This window comes from Embleya sp. NPDC005971, from assembly GCF_040629175.1.
Lineage (GTDB): Bacteria > Actinomycetota > Actinomycetes > Streptomycetales > Streptomycetaceae > Embleya.
In genome coordinates this window covers 1-18381 of the sequence record NZ_JBEXUX010000081.1, presented here as the reverse complement: position 1 = coordinate 18381, position 18381 = coordinate 1, and the positions used below count along the sequence as shown (strand labels likewise).

Annotated in this window: 11 protein-coding genes; all 11 read left to right on the top strand. The window is 71.0% G+C overall.

The annotated features are described in order from the left end of the window. Positions 1-265 precede the first annotated feature (265 nt). On the top strand, positions 266-1174 hold the full coding sequence (locus ABZ374_RS41720) for a hypothetical protein (RefSeq protein ID WP_360322538.1): 909 nt from the start codon (positions 266-268) through the stop codon (positions 1172-1174). A 287-nt stretch (positions 1175-1461) separates the two neighbouring features. Beyond that, positions 1462-2037, top strand: a complete 576-nt coding sequence (locus tag ABZ374_RS41715; protein ID WP_360322535.1) for a flavin reductase family protein — start codon at positions 1462-1464, stop codon at positions 2035-2037. Between the two features lie 662 nt (positions 2038-2699). Next, entirely contained in the window at positions 2700-3560 is an 861-nt protein-coding gene (locus ABZ374_RS41710; RefSeq protein ID WP_360322532.1) for a helix-turn-helix transcriptional regulator, read from the top strand. Between the two features lie 702 nt (positions 3561-4262). Continuing rightward, positions 4263-5123: a 3-hydroxyacyl-CoA dehydrogenase family protein gene (locus tag ABZ374_RS41705; RefSeq protein ID WP_360322529.1), complete on the top strand. Its 861-nt coding sequence runs from the start codon at positions 4263-4265 to the stop codon at positions 5121-5123. Further along, on the top strand, positions 5123-5794 hold the full coding sequence (locus tag ABZ374_RS41700) for a class I SAM-dependent methyltransferase (protein ID WP_360322526.1): 672 nt from the start codon (positions 5123-5125) through the stop codon (positions 5792-5794). The genes ABZ374_RS41705 and ABZ374_RS41700 overlap by 1 nt, the downstream gene beginning before the upstream one ends. Positions 5795-5809: 15 nt before the next feature. Further along, positions 5810-6085, top strand: coding sequence for an acyl carrier protein (locus ABZ374_RS41695; RefSeq protein WP_360322523.1), 276 nt, complete (start codon positions 5810-5812; stop codon positions 6083-6085). Further along, entirely contained in the window at positions 6069-7178 is a 1110-nt protein-coding gene (locus ABZ374_RS41690; RefSeq protein ID WP_360322520.1) for an acyl-CoA dehydrogenase family protein, read from the top strand. The genes ABZ374_RS41695 and ABZ374_RS41690 overlap by 17 nt, the downstream gene beginning before the upstream one ends. Positions 7179-7202: 24 nt before the next feature. Then, complete coding sequence (locus ABZ374_RS41685) at positions 7203-8294, top strand: HAD-IIIC family phosphatase (protein WP_360322517.1); 1092 nt, start codon at positions 7203-7205, stop codon at positions 8292-8294. 87 nt (positions 8295-8381) lie between these two features. Continuing rightward, the gene (locus ABZ374_RS41680) at positions 8382-10250 is read left to right on the top strand and encodes a BTAD domain-containing putative transcriptional regulator (protein ID WP_360322514.1); all 1869 of its coding nucleotides are present in this window, start codon (positions 8382-8384) and stop codon (positions 10248-10250) included. A 131-nt stretch (positions 10251-10381) separates the two neighbouring features. After that, positions 10382-16681 (top strand): type I polyketide synthase, encoded by a 6300-nt coding sequence (locus ABZ374_RS41675; protein ID WP_360322511.1) that lies wholly within the window; start codon positions 10382-10384, stop codon positions 16679-16681. A 34-nt stretch (positions 16682-16715) separates the two neighbouring features. Continuing rightward, positions 16716-18381, top strand: a 1666-nt coding sequence (locus tag ABZ374_RS41670) for a beta-ketoacyl synthase N-terminal-like domain-containing protein (RefSeq protein WP_360322508.1), incomplete at its 3' end; no start/stop codon positions are given.

The following is an 18381-nucleotide window of genomic DNA, read 5'->3' as shown; positions in this document are numbered from 1 at the left end:
GCGCCCCCCGTGTTCCTGTCCCGAATCCACCCCGTGCCGCGACCGCGATCCGGCACCCTCGACGCAACGCCGCGTCGATCACCGTACCGACCCCGGCCGGTTCCCGCCGACAATCACCCCCCGCCCGACGTGGAACCCGCGCCGGGCGCGGGCTCGACGGACGCTCTGCGGGAGGCGGCCGGGACCACCTTGTTGGCGGTTTGTCGAGGTGGGGCAGGATGGCGACGCGTCGATCGACGTCGTTGTCGTAGCGGGGAAGTGGATCGTGTCGTTTCAGCATCCGGCCGGGGGCGAGCAGCCGCCGCCCGGTGGTGGGCCCTATGGGCCGCCGCCGGGATACGGGGCACCGCCGCCCCCCGGTCAGTCGTACGGTGGGCCCTACGGTCCGCCGCCCGGGGTCCACCAGCCGGGCGCCCACCCCTACGGATACGGGGCCCCCGGGCAGCCGATGTACGGGCCGCCGCCCGGATACGGCCCTCCGCTGCCGCCGGAGCGCCGCGGCCCCAAGGTCGCTCTGATCGTGACGGCCGTGGTCGGTGTGCTGGCGGTCGGTACGGTCGCCGTGCTGGGGGCGACCGGGGCGTTCTCCTCCGATGACAAGGACTCGGTGGCCGAGCCCGCGTCGTCGGTTTCCGCGCCGGTGACCGGTGGGCCGACCACGCGGCCCACTTCGGCGCCGCCGGCGCCGCCTCGGCCGACGAGCACGGCGTCGACGGCCAAGCGCCGGGTGGACACCCCCGCGCGGGCGGGCGGCCTCGATCGTATGGGCGACGACGTCTATCCGCTCCAGACCAGCATCCGGCGGCAGGCGGTGGCCGGTTCGAAGGTCGCCGCCTACGGTCCGGCCGGGGCGACCACCCCGACCGCGCTGGTGATGGTGATGGCCAACCCCTCGCCGCTGTTGTCGCCGACGACGGTGATGGATCAGATCATCGAGGGCATGCAGGACGGTGCGCAGGAGAAGTCGGCGGACATGGGCAACGTGCGCGAGATGACTCCCGGCGCCCTCGGCGGTGTGGTGCGTTGTACCAGCATCCGCTCGGGGGGCAAGGCGCTGCCCACGTGTGTGTGGGCGGACGCGGACACGGTGGGGGTCGTCTACGCGATCAACGAGACGTCGTTGGACGCCGCGTCGGCACTGACCCTGCGGGTGCGTCCCGATCTGGAGAAGTGACCGGCCGTCCGGAGCGTGACCCACCACGTGGGGAAGCGACCCACCGGTGATTTCGGTGCACGCGGCGGGCCGGCTCGATTCGTCGAGTCGGCCCGTTCGCATTCCCGGGACCCGCTGCCCGCTCCGGCGATACCGGGATTCGGGGCGGGTCGGCCGGTGTCCACCTTCGGCCCGGTCGCCGACTGCGCCGGCGAGCCAAATCGGGGCGGAGTTCTTGGTGGCTCGTCCCAACGCGGTACTCGGAGTGCTCATTATGCTTCGAGGAGTGGCTACGCGAGGAGTCGGTTATGGTTGCCCCGTTCGACACGACGGATTTCCGGCGTACCCTCGGATACCTGCCGACCGGGGTAACGGTAATCACCACCACCGACCCGTTCGGCCGGCCCGTCGGTATGGCGTGCAATTCGTTCATGTCGGTTTCGTTGAATCCCCCACTGGTCATGTTGTGTGTCGGTGAGGCGTCGGCGACGCTGGTGGATCTTCGACAGAACGGCGGATTCTGCGTCAACATCCTCGGCAGCGACCAGGAGCAGTTGTGTCGGCAGTTCTCGGTCAAGGACATCGATCGATTCGCCGGTGTCCGGTGGAGCGAGTCGGCGGCCGGCCCGCAATTGTGTGACGCGCTCGCCTGGATGTCGTGTTCGATCGACGTCGAGCATGTCGCCGGGGACCACGTCATCATCATTGCCGAGGTCACCGGGCTGCGAGTGAATCCGGACGAGCCCGAGCCGTTGGTATTTCATCGCGGCCTGTTCGGGTCCTTTCGGGAGAGCGCGAAACCGGTCGCGGCCGGGGCCGCACCCGGAGCGGGAGCCGGCGCCGGCGGCCGGACGGTGTCGGTCGCCCCGAGTACCGCCGGATAGGCGTACGCGCCGCCCGCATCTCGCGCCGCGGACGCACGGCGAGCCGACCACGCCTCGCCGTTGCCCGAAGGCACGCGAGCGCACCGCCGTAGCCGAGCCCCCGAACGCGCGGCCCCGCAGCGCCGTACCGCGGCGCAGGCGCCCGCCCGCACCGGCGCGCGACCGGCGCGGACCGGCCCGGCAGCCTCGTTCGTCCCGCCCGAATCGCCCGCCACACGACCCCCACGCGGGTCGGCGTCGGCGCCGCGCGGGCCGAACCCGCGGCAGATCCACCGTCGTTCGCACTGGTATCGGCAGGTCGTGCGCGCCATGCTTGCCCACACCTTCCGCGCCGCGTGTCGTCGTGCCGCCGGCGGAAATGGCGGAAACGGGGCAGCGGGAACGGTCTTTCCTCTCGCATATCGCTCACCATGGCGGAGAATGGCTCATTAGGGATTAATTTTTATATACCGGCCAAATGGTAGAGACATTGAACGCTGCTCGGGTATCCTTCCGGGAGGTAAATGGAAGGAATGCTTAGTTCACTGGGAGTGCCTTTGTTTCCCGAACCGGGTGCCGGAATATTCGAAGTTTATGAATGGAGTTTAGGCCAGGACGGATTCGCGGTCGACGATGTCACGCACGAGTTCGGATTCGAGAGTCCCGGCCGGGGTGAGGAGATCGTGGCCGAACTCCTGGAACTTCGGCTCATTCAACCGTCCCGTCACCAGGACGCCTGGTTCGTCCCGGCGGACCCGAGTATGGCCTCCTCCCGGCTCCTGACGCGCAGCGAGCGCGAGTTGCTCGGTTGGAAGATGGCGACGGGCCAGCTCCGGAACGAGCTGGCCCGACTTTCGCTGCTGTTTCGGTCGAGCAGGTTCGGCGATCGGAATGTCAATTCATTCGACGTGGTCAAGGAACCCGAGACGGTCGAATTGCTGCTTTCCGAGGCGGCGGCGCACAGTTCGCACGAGGTCGTCTGTATGCAGCCCCGCGGCGGGCGGCCGATCGACGAGTCGATCGAGGCGCAGACCCGGAATTTCCGACTGCTCGGCCGGGATGTGCGCCTGCGTGTCCTGTACCAGCACGCGGCCCGGTTCGACATACCGATCCGCGAGTATGCGGGGAAGTTGGTCGACGCCGGTGCCGAGTTGCGGACGGCCGGAGCGCTGTTCGGCGAGATATACATCTTCGACCGCTCTTCGGCGTACATCCTCGCGAGCGGCGACGAGGGCGGTGCCGTGGTCGTGCAGGAGCGCTCGCTCATCGACTTTCTCTACTCCTGTTTCGAGCACGTCTGGGCGACCGCGAAGGATTTCGACAGTCGACGGGCCGAAACCGAAGTCATCAGCAGCGACATGAAGAAGGAGATCGTCAAGATGCTGATCTCCGGCGCGAAGGACGAAGCCATCGCCCGGCGTCTGGGCGTGTCGGTCCGCACCTGCCGTAAACATATCGGCCAGGTTATGCAGATGTTCGGCGCGACGAGCCGGTTCCAGTTCGGCTACCTCGTGAAGGAGGCGAACCTGGCGGAGGACGTGTAGCGGTGGCCGGTTCCGTCCACCCCTTGGCCGGCTGCGGCGCGGCCGCGCCCTCCCCTCGACCCGTCCGTCGGCGCGCGCCCGCCGCGGGGACCGTTCGGCGCATGACCGGGTACCCGTGTGCTGGTCAAGTGCAGGGTGCGTGAGTTTCCTCAAGTGGAAGTGCAGCTTGATGAGCGGGTCGGGGGGTGGAGTCCGCAGCGCTTCTGTCACACACTGTAGGGAGTCGCAACCGCACAACGGCGGGATGTTCGCCGAACACCAGCCGAACACCAAGGGGGCCGCGTCGATCCGTTCATCCCTTGCGTCACCGGTCCACCCGAGCGTTACAAGCGGGGTTTCGGGGGCACGGCGGCGAGGTAGGTTGCGCATGGAGAATCCTGCTCGAATTCATTCACTGGTCATTTTCCCCGGGTGCGGGGTGGCATAGGATTTCGTACCCAGGGCGGCCTTGCAGTCGGCGTCGCAAAGATGCGACTCGGTCGACCTGACGATCCATTATTCTCGTGTTCGCTTGTCTCGACGAGTGGACACTCTCTTGATGTGCACAATTCCTTCCGAAAGTATTTCCGCACGCGATCTTTCCGCACGCAAACTTTCCACACGCAAACCGGGGGTGGTTATGAGCGGGTCTGTCGTTCGTGATATCGGTCGGGGGTTCAGAAAGCCCTTCGCCGTTCCGGGACGGGCGGGCGTGGTCGACCGATGACCGAAAACGGGCGCGCGCCGCAGCTTGCGGTGTTCGGCGCGGGAGTGATGGGAATCGGGATCACGACCCTCGCGGTCGGGCGCGGGGTGCCGGTCGTCCTGGTCGACGTGGATCCGGCACGGCTGGGCAACGCCCGCGAGCGAGTACGGGACGAGCTTCGGCTCGCCCACATGATGGGCGCGCTCCCGCGCGGCGGGCCGATCGGCGAGTTGGAACTCGCCGACTCCGCGGTGGCGGCGGCGGATGCGACCTGGGTGATCGAGGCGATCACCGAAGTGGCCGAGCTGAAGGCCAAGGTGCACCGGGAGATCGCCTCCGTGGTCGCGCCGGGCACGCTGCGGATCACCAATACCTCGTCCATTCCGGTCGACGAACTGGCGGGGGAGGTACCCAACCCCGACTCCCTGCTGGGCGTGCACTTCATGAATCCGCCCTACCTGATCGGGACGCTCGAGGTGATCCGGGGGCCGCGGACCGGCGAGGCGGCGATGACGGCCGTGCGAGACCTGCTGGCCACGTTGGATCGCAAGGGGATCGTGGTCGGGGACGGGGCCGGCTTCGTCACCAGCCGCCTGCTGCACCGGATGATCAACGACGCGGCGAACATCGTCGAGGAGGGGCGGGCCGGCGTCGAGGACGTCGACGCCCTGATGGAGGGCTGTCTCGGACACCCGACGGGCCCGCTGCGCACCGCCGACCTGATCGGTATCGACAACCTGGTCGACTCCCTGGTGGTGCTCTACGAGCGCACCGGGGACGAGGGTTGCCGGCCCAGCGAGTTGCTCCTGCGCAAGGTCGCCGAGGGCAACCACGGCCGTAAGACCGGGCGTGGCTTCTACGAGTACGGCGTCCGCTGATGGCCGGCCAGGTGGAAGTGGACGAGCGCCTGCTCGACTACGTGCGGTCGGTGTCCCTGCGCGACGACGAGATCCTGCGCGACCTGGTCGCCGAGACCGCCTTCATGCCCGCGCTCAGCGCCATGGTGACGATGCCCGAAGAGGGGCAACTGCTGGCCATGCTGGTCGGGTTGACCGGCGCCGGCCGGGTGCTGGAGATCGGCACCTTCACCGGTTACAGCACGCTGTGCATGGCCCGGGCGCTGCCGCCCGGCGGGCGGATCGTCACCTGCGACATCAGCGAGCGCTGGACCAGGATCGCCCGGCGGTACTGGGAACGGGCCGGGGTCTGCGACCGGATCGAACTGCGGCTGGGGGACGGCGCGCAGACCATGGTGGACCTGCTCGCCGAGCACGGGCCGGAGACCTTCGACCTGGTCTTCGTCGACGCCGACAAGACCGGCTACGCGCGTTACTACGAAGAGGCGCTGACCCACCTGCGGCCCGGCGGCCTGATCGTGCTGGACAACACCCTCTACTTCGGGCGGGTCGCGGACCCGGAGGCGGACGACGCCGACACCGAGGCCATCCGCGCGCTCAACGCCGCGCTCCTGGTCGACAGCAGGGTCGAACTGTCCATGCTCGTCATGGCGGACGGCATCACGTTGGCACGCAAGAACAAGGTGCAATAGGAAGGGACTTTTCCCATGACGGACCAGACAACGGATCTGACGGTCGCCGACATCGAGCAGCGGATCGGCGAGTTTCTCCAGGCGAAGACCAGGCTGACCTGGGAGCCGGAGGTGGACCTGTTCGCCTCGGGCGCGGTCTCCTCGCTGTTCGCGATGGAGCTGGTGGTGTTCGTGGAGAGCACGTTCGGCGTCGCGGTGGAGGGTGCCGACCTCGCCATGGACAAGTTCCGCACCGTGCGCTCGATGAGTTCGCTGGTGACCCGGCTGCGCACCGGTGGTGACGGTGCTTGACGCCCTGACCGCCCTGGTGACCGAGACGGTCGCCGATGCCGCGGGCGAGTGGGACGTGGCGGGCGAGATTCCGATCGACGTCCTGCGCGGACTCGGCGCCAAGGGCGTGCTGTGCGCCGAGGCGAACCCGACCTTCGGCGGGCTGGGCCTGTCCGGCGCGGCCAACGGCGAACTCGCGGCGCACACGGGCGCGTTGTGCAGCTCGCTGCGCAGCGTGATGACCTCCCAGGGGATGGCCGCGTGGACGATCCAACGGTTCGGTGACAAGGCACAGCGCACCGAGTACATCGGCCGGCTCACCGGCGGCGAACTGGCCGCGGTGGCGTTCAGCGAGCCGGGCGCGGGCAGCGATCTCGCCGCGATGGCCACCGAGATTCGGGGCGACGGCGACGAGATCGTCGTGGACGGCACCAAGACGTGGATCACGGTCGCCGCGTACGCCGACTGGATCCTGGTGTTCGGTCGCCACGAGCGCGGCGCCGCGGTCGCCGTGGTGCCGACGTCGGCGCCCGGTGTCCGGGTGACCCGGGTGGCCGAACCGCTCGGCTGCCGGGCCGGCGGGCACGCCACCGTGGAGCTGGACGAGGTGCGGTTGCCCGCGGCGAACCTGCTCGCGGTGGCCGGCCAACCGGCGCTCATGCTGACCACCATCGCGCTGACCTACGGCCGGCTGTCGGTGGCCTGGGGCTGCGTGGGAATCCTGCGCGCGTGCCTGGCGGCCGTCGCTCGACACGCGGCGACCCGGGAGCAGTTCGGCAAGCCGCTGCTGCAACACCAGCTCGTCGCCCGGCACCTGGCCGAGCTCTATGCCGCGGAACGAACGGCGACGTTCGCCTGCGAGCAGGCGAGCCGCAGTTGGGACGCGGGTTCGCCGGAGCAGGTACCGGCGTCGGTCCTGGCCAAGCACGTCGCGGCCGGGAACGCCGCGCGCGGCGCGGCCTCGGCGATGCAGGTGCTCGCCTCCGCGGGGGCGGCGGGCGGGCACGTGGTGGAGCGGGCGTACCGGGACGCGAAGTTGATGGAAATCATCGAAGGCAGCAACGAGATCTGCCAGTTGATCCTCGCTGAGCACGCCGCCTCGGCGGCGGGCTGAGCGGTCGCAGAAACGGGGGCGAAGATGTCCGAAACACAACCGGTCGTGAAGTGCCTGGTGTGGGATCTCGACAACACACTGTGGAACGGCACGTTGGTCGAGGACGGCCATGTCGAGGTCGACGACGTCGTGCGCAAGGTGATCGTCGAACTCGACGCGCGGGGCGTGTTACAGGCGGTGTCCAGCCGCAACGACCATGACGAGGCGTGGGCGCGGCTGGAGGAGCTCGGCCTCGCCGAGTACTTCGTCCTGCCGCACATCGGCTGGGGCCCGAAGTCGGAGTCGGTGCGCCGGATCGCCGAGCAGTTGAACTTCTCGCTCAAGACGATCGCGTTCATCGACGACCTGCCGACCGAGCGCGCCGAGGTCGAGTACCACCTGCCGGAAGTGCGCTGCTACCCGGCCGAACAGGTCGGCGTGTTGCTCGGCCTGCCCGAGTTCAGCCCGGCGGTGGTCACCGTCGACGCGCGCCGGCGCCGGCAGATGTACCAGGCCGGGTTCGAGCGGGACCGGGAGCGGGAGCAATACCACGGCGCCGACGAGGAGTTCCTGCGCTCGCTCGACCTGGTGATGCGGATCGGCAAGGCCAGGGACGAGGAGATCACCCGGGTCGAGGAACTGACTCTGCGGACCAGCCAGATGAACGCGACCGGCGTGCACTACTCGGATGCCGCGCTGCGTTCGTTCCTGTCCGACGAGAGCCACGACGTGCTGGTGGTCTCGATGAGCGACCGCTTCGGACCGCACGGCGCGGTCGGGGTGATGTTGATCGAGAAGACCCCGAGTGCCTGGCACATCAAACTGTTGGCGACCTCGTGTCGGGTCGTCTCGTTCGGCGCGGGCGCGGTACTGCTGCGCTGGCTCACCGACGCCGCCGCCCGGGCCGAGGTGCACCTGGTCGCCGACTTCCGGCGCACCGAACGCAACCGAATGATGGAAGTGGCTTACCGGTTCGCGGGGTTCACCACCGCGACCTGTGCCTGCCTGGACTCGTTCTCGCCGCCCGAGGGAACCGAGTGCCTGCATCTGGAGCCGGTCCGGCAGGACGCGCCCACCACCATGCGCGTCCTTACGCCGGAACCGAACGTCGACGGCCGTGAAGCGGAATGGCTGTAACCGGGGCTCATCGCTCGGTCGACCGCTGAACAGGAACGATCTACGGGGGATCTCTTGCAGTTCTTGGTGCTCGGCCCGTTAAAACTGATGGACGACGAGAAACCGATCGCGATCGGTGGCGACCGACGCCGAGCCACACTCGGCCTGTTGCTGCTCAACGCCAATCGCGAAGTGGCGACCAGCAAGCTCCTCGAAGGTCTGTGGGGCACGGAGGAGACACCGGCGACGGCGCGCAAGATCCTGCAGAACGCGGTTCGCGGCCTGCGGGTGATGTTCGCCGAGCACGCGCGTGACGACGCGCGTCCGCCGGCGCTGCTGACCTGTTCGCACGGCTACCAGTTGCAGGTGGACCCGGAACAGGTCGACATGTTCCGGTTCCACCGCCTGGCGCAGGCCGGCCGGGCGCAACTCGCGGCCGGCCGCCCCGCCGCCGCGGCGGTCACCTTGGGGGAGGTGCTCGCCCTGTGGCGCGGCGAGGCGCTGGCCGACCTGGTGGAGAGCGGGCACTCCTGGGCGGAGCTGACGGCGTTGCAGAACGCCCGCCTGGACGTGATGGAGGACTACTACGAGGCCGAGCTGGCCAACGGGCGCCACCAGGCCGTCCTGGGCGAGCTGGAGGCGATGGTCGAGGCCGAGCCGCTGCGCGAACGGGCCTGCCACCAACTGATGCTCGCGCTGTACCGCAGTGGTCGTCAGGCCGACTCGCTCGCGGTCTACCGGCTGGTGCGGCTGCGGCTGGCCGAGGAATTCGGGCTGGAACCCGGCCGCGAACTACGGCTGTTGCAACACTCGATCCTGGTGCACGACCCGGCCATCGCGGCACCTGCGGGGCCGCCGCCACCGGTGGTGATCTCCGGGCTCGGGCAGCCGGCGGAGCGGCCCGAGCCACCGGTGCGCAGGGCGGTCCAGCTCGTCGCCCCGCCGACCCCCGGCGTGCGCAGCACGGTCAGCGCCGTGCTGATCCGCGCCGACTTCGGGGCCGGCCGTCGGGTCACCGACATCGGCGAGGCGCTGGAGCGCACCGCGACGACCGTGCACGAGGAGGTGGAGCGGGTCGGCGGCGTGGTCGCCGGATCGACCGGCTCGGTGACGCTGGCCGTGTTCCGGCCCACCTCGCCGCACGAGGACGGCGCCGAGCAGGTCGCCGAACGCGCGGTGCACGCCGCGATGTCGTTGCGACAGCGGATCTGCCTCGACGTACCGGACGGCGAGCGGCCCGCGCTGCGGGTGGCGGTGTCCACGGGCGAGGTTCCGGTCCGTCCCGGCCAGACATTGCTGGAGCCACTGCCGGTCAACGGCGCGCTGCTCGCCGACTGCGAGTCGCTGCTCCAGTTCGGCGAGGACGCCGAGATCGTGGTCTGCGGTCGGACCAGAAGGCTGACCGGGTCGGCGATCCGGTACGGCCGCGAGGGCGGCCTGCGTCCGCGCTGGACCGTCAAGGGCCGCTGCCGCGAGTCCTTCGCCCAGCCGGAGGTCTTCGACCGCGAGCCCGAACTCGACGTGCTGAGCAGCCTGTTGGAGCGCGTGCGCCGTCGTGCCCGGCCGCACCTGGTGCTGGTGTTGGGTGCCCCGGGGATCGGCAAGTCGCGGTTGCTCGCGGCGTTCGAACGTCGCGTCCAGGACGCGGCGACCGTGCGGCTGGAACCCGGCGGGCCGGTGGCCACCCCGAACGTGGCCAAGCTCGCCGAACACCGCCCGCTCGTGGTCTTCGCCGACGACCTGCACCTGGCCGACAGCGCGACCCTGGAGACCATCGAGGACCTGCTTCGGCTGCCCGAGCCGATGCCGCTGCTGGTGGTCGCCGCGGCCCGGCCGGAGTTGTTCCGCCGCCGCCCCGGATGGGGCGACGGTCAACGACAGGCGAGCTGGATGACGCTCGAACCGGTGACGCTCGACCCACCCGTCGAAGCACCGTACGAGCACACCATGCCGACGCTCTGCCACGCCGCCGGCTGAGCACGGACCCGATTCCTTGGTTCGGGGAGCCAGATTCGCGGCCCGGTATGGGTTTCCTGAACCCGGCTGCCCACCGCCCCCGCAGGGTTGACTGGCCCAGTTGAGTACTCGGCCGGAGGAGTGACGACACGATGGAGAACGAGGGCAGGCTGCGGAATTACCTCAAGCAGGCGGTTGGGGAACTGCAGGACACACGCGAGCGTCTGCAGGAACTGGAGCGGGCGGCCGGCGAGCCGATCGCGATCGTCGGCATGGCCTGCCGCTTCCCGGGAGGTGTCGTCTCGCCCGACGGGCTGTGGGAGTTGGTGCTCGAAGGCCGGGACGCGGTCGGCGACTTTCCCACCGACCGCGGCTGGGACATCGACGGCCGGTACGACCCCAATCCCGGTGTGCCGGGCAGCTTCTACGCGCGCGGCGGCGGATTCCTGTACGAAGCCGCCGAGTTCGACGCCGAGTTCTTCGGGATCTCGCCCCGCGAGGCGTTGGCGATGGATCCGCAGCAGCGACTGCTCCTGGAGACGTCCTGGGAGGCGCTGGAGCGGACCGGGATGGACCCGCAGTCGTTGCGGGGCAGCGAGACCGGGGTGTTCGTCGGACTGATGGGCCACGGCGGCCAGCGCTACGGACTCGGCGCGGAGGAATCCGGGCAGGGCGGTGACGGCTTCGGCGGCACCGGGAGCGCGGCCAGCGTCGCGTCCGGCCGGATCGCCTACCTGCTCGGCCTGGAGGGGCCGGCGTTGACGGTCGACACGGCGTGCTCGTCGTCGCTGGCCACCATGCACCTGGCGAGCCGGGCCCTGCGGATCGGGGAGTGCTCGCTGGCGCTGGCCGGCGGGGCGTCGGTGATGGCGTCGCTGGACACGTTCGTGGACTTCTCGCGGCAACGCGGGCTGGCCGAGGACGGCCGGTGCAAGGCGTTCTCGGCCTCGGCGGACGGCACCGGCTGGTCCGAGGGCGTCGGCATGGTGGTACTGGAGCGGCTCTCCGACGCCCGGCGGCTGGGGCATCCGGTGCTCGCGGTGATCCGCGGCAGCGCGGTCAACTCCGACGGCGCCTCCAACGGGTTGACCGCGCCGAACGGGCCGTCCCAACAGCGGGTCATCCGCCAGGCACTGGCCGACGCGAACCTCACCCCCGCCGATGTGGACGTCGTGGACGCACACGGCACCGGCACGCGGCTCGGCGACCCGATCGAGGCGCAGGCGCTGCTGGCCACCTACGGCCTGGACCGGCCGCGGGAGCAACCGCTGTGGCTGGGCTCGCTCAAGTCCAACATCGGACACACCCAGGCCGCCGCCGGAGTCGGCGGCGTGATCAAGATGGTGTCGGCGCTCCGACACGGCGTGCTGCCCCGGACGCTGCACGTCGACGAGCCGACACCCGCGGTGGACTGGACGTCGGGCGCGGTGGAACTGCTGACCCAGGCGCGTGCCTGGCCGGAGACCGGCCGACCGCGCCGAGCCGCGGTCTCGGCCTTCGGGATCAGCGGTACCAACGCCCACCTGATCATCGAACAAGCCCCCGCGGAGCCGGTATCCGACCCGGCCGAGCCGGATTCGGGGCCCGCGCCCGCGACGGTGCCGCTGTTGTTGTCCGCCTCCTCGCCGACCGCGCTCGCGGCCAGGGCACGCCAGGTGCACGAGCACCTCGCGGCGCACCCGGACGCGCCCGTGGCCGGCGCGCTGGCCACCCGGGCACCCCGACTGGTGCACCGCGCGGCCGTGACCGCCGCCGACCCCTCGGCGGGACTGCTCGCACTCGCCGACGGGCGGCCGTCCCCGGACGTGCTGCTCGGCGCCGCTCGGGCACGCGGCAAGACGGTGTTCGTCTTCCCCGGTCAGGGTTCGCAGTGGTCCGGGATGGCCCTGGACCTCTACCGCGAGTCGGACGTCTTCCGGGCCCGACTGGACGACTGCGCCCAGGCGTTGGCGCCGCACGTCGACTGGGACCTGCGCGACGCGCTGGCCGGACCCCTGGACCGGGTCGACGTCGTACAACCGGCCCTGTGGGCGGTGATGATCTCGGTCGCCGCCCTGTGGGAACACCACGGCATCGTGCCCGACGCGGTACTGGGCCACTCCCAGGGCGAGATCGCCGCCGCCCACGTGGCCGGCGCGCTCTCCCTCGCGGACTCCGCGGCCGTCGTCGCCCTGCGCAGCAAGGCCATCACGCGACTGGCCGGCACCGGCGGCATGGCCTCGGTACAACTCCCGGCCGCGGACGTCGCCCACCGGATCGAGCGGTACGCGGGCGCGGTGGAGATCGCCGCGATCAACGGGCCCGGCAGCACGGTCGTCTCGGGCACCCCCACCGACCTGGCCGACCTCGTCGCGTCCTGCGCGGCCGAGGAGATCCGCGCGCGGATCATCCCGGTGGACTACGCCTCGCACTCGGCGCACGTCGAGGCCCTGCGGGACGAGATCGTCACGGCGCTCTCCGGCATCGAACCGCGACCCGCCCGGGTCCCGTTCCACTCCACCGTCACCGACGAGGTGCTGGGCGGACCGGAGTTGAATGCCGAGTACTGGTTCCGCAACCTGCGCCGCACCGTCGGCTTCGCCGCCGGCACCCGCTCGTTGCTCGACTCGGGCCACCGAACGTTCGTCGAGGTCAGCGCCCACCCCGTGCTCACCACCGCGATCGGCGAGACGGCCGAGGAGGCGCAGGCGTCCGACGCGCTCGTGCTGGAGTCGCTGCGCCGCGACGAGGACGGGCCGGCCCGCTTCCGCGCCGGACTGGCCAGGGCGTACGTGCACGGCGTCGACGTCGACTGGCGAATACCGCCCGTCTCGGCGGAGTTGCCGACGTACCCGTTCCAACGCCGGAGCTACTGGCTCAAGGAGCTCGCGGCCGTCGGCGACACCTCGGCGCTGGGCCTGCAACGCGCCGACCACCCGCTGCTCGGCGCGGTGTTGCGCTCGGCGGACGCGGACACGACGGTACTCACCGGCCGGTTGTCCCGAACCGCCCAGCCCTGGCTGGCCGCACACGGGGTCGGCGAATCGGTGCTGCTGCCCGGCACCGCGATGGTCGAACTCGCCCTGCACGCCGGCGACCGCGTCGGCTGCGGGCACCTGGCCGAACTGACCATCCAGACACCGGTGGTCCTCGACACCGACCTGGACCTCCAGGTGCTGATCGGCGCCGAGACCGACGGCCGCCGGCCGGTGAGCATGTACACCGGCCCGAGCGGAGGCAACGACTGGACCCGGCACGCGAGCGGCGTATTGACCGCCGAGAGCCCCGCCGCGCCCGGTGACCTGACCGCCTGGCCGCCGCCGGGCGCGGTCGCGGTGCCGTTGGACGGGTTCTACGAGTCCCTGGCCGACCGCGGCTACCGCTACGGCCCGGTATTTCGCGGCGTGCGCGCCGCGTGGCAGGACGGCGACGTGAGCTACGCGACGGTCGCGCTGCCCGAGGAGCAGGACATCGCCGGCTTCGGGCTGCACCCGGCCCTGTTGGACGCGTCGCTGCACGCGGCGGGCCTGAGCGGCGCGCAGGAGCTGCGGATGCCGTTCGGCTGGACCGACGTGCACCTGCACGCCACCGGCGCCCGGACGGTCCGAGTGCGGCTGACCCCGGTGGGGCCGAGTTCGATGGCCGTGCTCGTCACCGACGAGGCCGGCCAAGTGGTGGCCTCGGTGGGAGAGTTGGCGTTGCGGCCGGTGGACGCGGGCGCGTTCGGACGGACCCGGGTGGACGACTCGGCGCTGTTCGGCCTGGACCTGGTGCCGGTCGAACTGCCGGAGCCGGCCGCGGAGCAGGGCTGGGTCGCGCTCTCGGGCGACGACCGTCCGGAGTCGGCGACGGCGGCGACCGCCGGGTTGTGGACGTGCCCCACCGGCGAACCGGCGGAGGTCGTCGGCCGCACGCTGGACTTCGTCCGTGAGTGGCTTGCCGAGCCGCGGCTCGCGGACGTCCCGCTCGTCGTGCTCACCCGGGCGGACGAGCCCGCACATCGCGCGGTGACCGGACTGCTGCGCACCGCGCGCACCGAGCACCCGGGTCGGCTGCGGCACCTCGACGTCGACCGACACCCGTATACGCAGCAGGCGTTGCCGGCCGCGATGGTCGCCGAACATCCGGAGCTGGTGCTCCGCGCCGGCGTCGGCGCGGTGCCCGGGCTGGTCCGGGCGTCCGCCTCGCCGGCGCTGCCGGAGCCCAAGGATCAGCCGTGGCGCCTGGCTCTGACCTATCGCGGCGAGTTGGACGGCCTGTCGCTCACCGCGTGCCCCGAGGTGCTGCGCCCGCTCGACGCGGGTGAGGTGCGGATCGCGGTGCGCGCGGGCGGGTTGAACTTCAAGGCCGTGCTGCTGGAACTGGGCATGGTGGCGCAGGACGGCTGGTCGTCGCTGGGCGAGGGCGCCGGGATCGTGCTGGAGGTCGGCGCGGAGGTCACCGGATTGGCCCCCGGCGACCGGGTGATGGGCTTGTTCACCGGCGGACTGGGCTCGGTCACCATCTCCGATCGCCGACTCGTCGTGGCGATGCCGAAACGCCTGTCGTTCGCGCAGGCCGCCGGAGTGCCGGTGGTGCACCTGACGGCCTACTACGGTCTCGCGGACCTGGCCGAGTTGCGGGCGGGCGAATCCCTGCTGCTGCACGCCGCGACCGGCGGGGTGGGCTTCGCGGCCCTGCAACTGGCCAGGCACTGGGGCGTCGAGGTGTTCGGTACCGCGAGTGCCGGCAAACGGGACGTGCTGCGGGCGTGGGGATTCGACGACGACCACCTCGCCGACTCCCGCAGCCTGGGCTACGCCGCGCGGTTCACCGAGAGCACCGGCGGGCGCGGGGTGGACGTGGTGCTCAACGCCCTGGCCCACGAGCACGTCGAGGAGTCGCTGGCGCTGCTGCCGCGTGGTGGGCGGTTCGTGGAGATGGGCAAGACCGACATCCGCGACGCGCAGGAGATCGCGCAGACGTATCCCGGGGTGCGGTACCGGGCGTTCGACGTGATGGAGGCCGGCTTCGAGCGCATCGGCGAGATGCTGGAGGAGATCCGGGTCCTGTTCGACGAGGGTGCGCTGCGGCCGATGCCGCTCACCACGTTCCCCGTCCACCGCGCGCCGGAGGCGTTCCGCCACCTGAGCCAGGCGCGGCACATCGGCAAGATCGTGCTGACCGTGCCCGCGCCGCTCGACCCCGACGGCACCGTGCTGATCACCGGCGGGACCGGAGTGCTCGGCGGCCTCATCGCCCGGCACCTGGTCGCCGAACACGGCGTGCGCCGGCTGTTGTTGACGAGCAGACGCGGCCCGGCGGCGGAGGGCGCGGCCGAACTGGTCGCGGACCTGCGCGCGGCCGGCGCCGAGGTGGCCGTGCCGGCGTGTGATGTCTCCGACCGGGACTCGCTGGCGGAGCTGGTCGGTTCGGCACACCGGCTGACCGGGGTGATCCACGCGGCCGGGGTGATGTCGGACGGCGTGCTGGAGGCGCTGACCCGAGCGGATCTGGACACCGTGCTGCGGGCGAAGGCACAGTCCGCGTGGCATCTGCACGAGCTGACCCGCGACCACGACCTGGCCCTGTTCGTGTTGTTCTCCTCGGCCGCCGGGGTGCTGGGCAACGCGGGACAGGGCGGGTACGCCGCGGCGAACGCCTACCTCGACGGTCTCGCCGAACATCGGCGCGGGCTGGGCCTGCCGGGCACCTCGATCGCGTGGGGTCTGTGGGCCCGGGAGAGCGCGATGACCGGCCACATGAGCGAACTCGACCGGGAACGGCTGACCCGGATGGGCCTGGGGGCGATCTCCGACGAGCAGGGCCCTGCCCTGTTCGACGCCGCACTGCACCTGCACCGTCCGGTGGTGCTGGCGGCGCCCGTCGACGTGGCCCGGCTGCGCGAGAGCGGCCGTGCGGTGCCGGACCTGCTGCTCGCGCTGGACTCCGCCGGACCGACCCGCCGCAGGGTCGTGGCGGCGGTTGCCGCGGCGAGCCACGCGGACCGGCTCGTCGAGTTGCCCGAACGGCAACGGCGCAGGGAACTACTGGAACTGGTACGGGAGTCCGCGGCCGTCGTGCTCGGGCACAGTACGGCCGCAGCGGTCGACGCGGACAGCGCGTTCAAGGAACTCGGGTTCGACTCGCTGACCGCGGTGGAACTGCGCAACCGACTCGGCAACGGCACCGGACTGCGGCTGCCCCCGACGGTCGTGTTCGACCACCCGACACCGGCCGAACTCGCCGGCTTCCTGAACGAACTGCTCGTGCCCACCGAGGAGACGACGGTGCGCTCGATCGTGACGGAACTCGACCGGCTCGCCGTGACCGACCTCGACGAGAACGAACGAGCGGTGCTGGCCAAGCAGTTGCAGGAGGTGCTGCGCCGACTCGCGGCACCCGAGGACGCGGGTGGTGAGGAGCGCGACTTCACCGCGGCCTCCGACGACGAACTATTCGACTTCATCGACGGCGAACTCGACATCGCGTGATCTTGCACGTCCGAACGGAAGGGGGCTGCCCGGGATGTCCAACGAGCAGAAGCTTCGAGAGTATCTGCGGCGGGTCACCACGGACCTGCAGCGAGCACAGCGGGAACTGCGCGATGTCGAGGCCGCCGCGCGCGAGCCGATCGCGATCGTCGGCATGGCGAGCCGCTTCCCGGGTGCCGCGCGCACCCCCGAGGACCTGTGGGAACTGCTCCGCGACGGCAAGGACGCCCTCAGCGAATTCCCGACCGACCGCGGCTGGGACATCGACCGGTTGTCCGACCCGGATCCCGAGACGCCGGGCACCACCTACCTCACCCGGGGCGGATTCCTGCCCGACGCCGGCCGGTTCGACGCCGAGTTCTTCGGCATCTCGCCGCGTGAGGCGTTGGCGATGGATCCGCAACAGCGGGTGCTGCTGGAGACCTCGTGGGAGGCCCTGGAGAACGCCCGGATCGATCCGACGTCGCTCCGGGGCAGTTCGGGTGGCGTGTTCGTCGGGGTGATCCCGCAGGAGTACATGCCCCGCGCGGGGGAGACGCCGGCGGAGTTGGAGGGCTTCGTCCTCACCGGCGGCACCACGAGCGTCGCCTCGGGGCGGATCTCCTACGTGCTGGGCCTCCTGGGGCCGGCGGTGACGCTGGATACGGCGTGCTCCTCGTCGTTGGTGTCGATACACCTGGCGGAGCAGTCGCTGCGCAGCGGGGAATGCGACATCGCGCTCGCGGGCGGCGCCACCGTGATGGCCGGCCCCAGCGTGTTCGTGGAGTTCTCCCGGCAGCGTGGGCTCGCGCCGGACGGATACTGCAAGGCGTTCGCGGCGGCGGCGGACGGCACCGGCTTCTCCGAGGGCGTGGGGGTGCTGGTACTGGCGCGGTTGTCGGTGGCCCGACAGCGCGGGCTGCCGGTGCTCGCGGTGATCCGGGGCAGCGCGGTGAACTCCGACGGCGCCTCCAACGGCCTGACCGCGCCGAACGGCCCGTCCCAGCAGCGGGTGATCCGGCAGGCGCTGAGCAATGCCGGCCTCTCGCCCGCCGAGGTGGACGTGGTGGAGGCACACGGCACGGGCACCCGGTTGGGTGACCCGATCGAGGCGCAGGCGCTGTTGGCCACGTACGGGCAGGCGCGGTCGGCCGATTCGGACGATCAGCCTTTGTTGTTGGGCTCGTTGAAGTCGAACATCGGGCATACCCAGGCCGCGGCCGGGGTGGCCGGGGTGATCAAGCTGGTCATGGCGATGCGGCACGGAGTGGTGCCGAAGACGTTGCACGTGGACGCGCCGACACCGGCGGTGGACTGGTCGGCCGGGTCGGTCGAGCTGGTGACCGAGACGCGGCCGTGGCCGGCGACCGGGCGGCCCCGGCGCGCGGCCGTGTCGTCGTTCGGGATCAGTGGCACCAACGCGCACGTCATTCTCGAACAGGCGCCCGAGATCGTCCCGGAGCCGGCCGCGGAATCGGTCTCCGCGGGGGACGAGCCGGTGTCGGGGGAGCCGGTCGAGTCCTCGGTGGTGCCGGTGGTGGTGTCGGCGCGGTCGGCGGAGGCGTTGCGGGCTCAAGCGGAACGGTTGGCGTCCTTGGCGGCCTCCGAGTCCTCGGCGGCCTCGGTGGCCGGCGACGAGGTGTCGTTGTCGGATATCGGGTTGTCGGCGGCGGTGTCGCGGTCGACGTTCGAGCATCGTGGTGTGGTGGTGGCCGCGGATC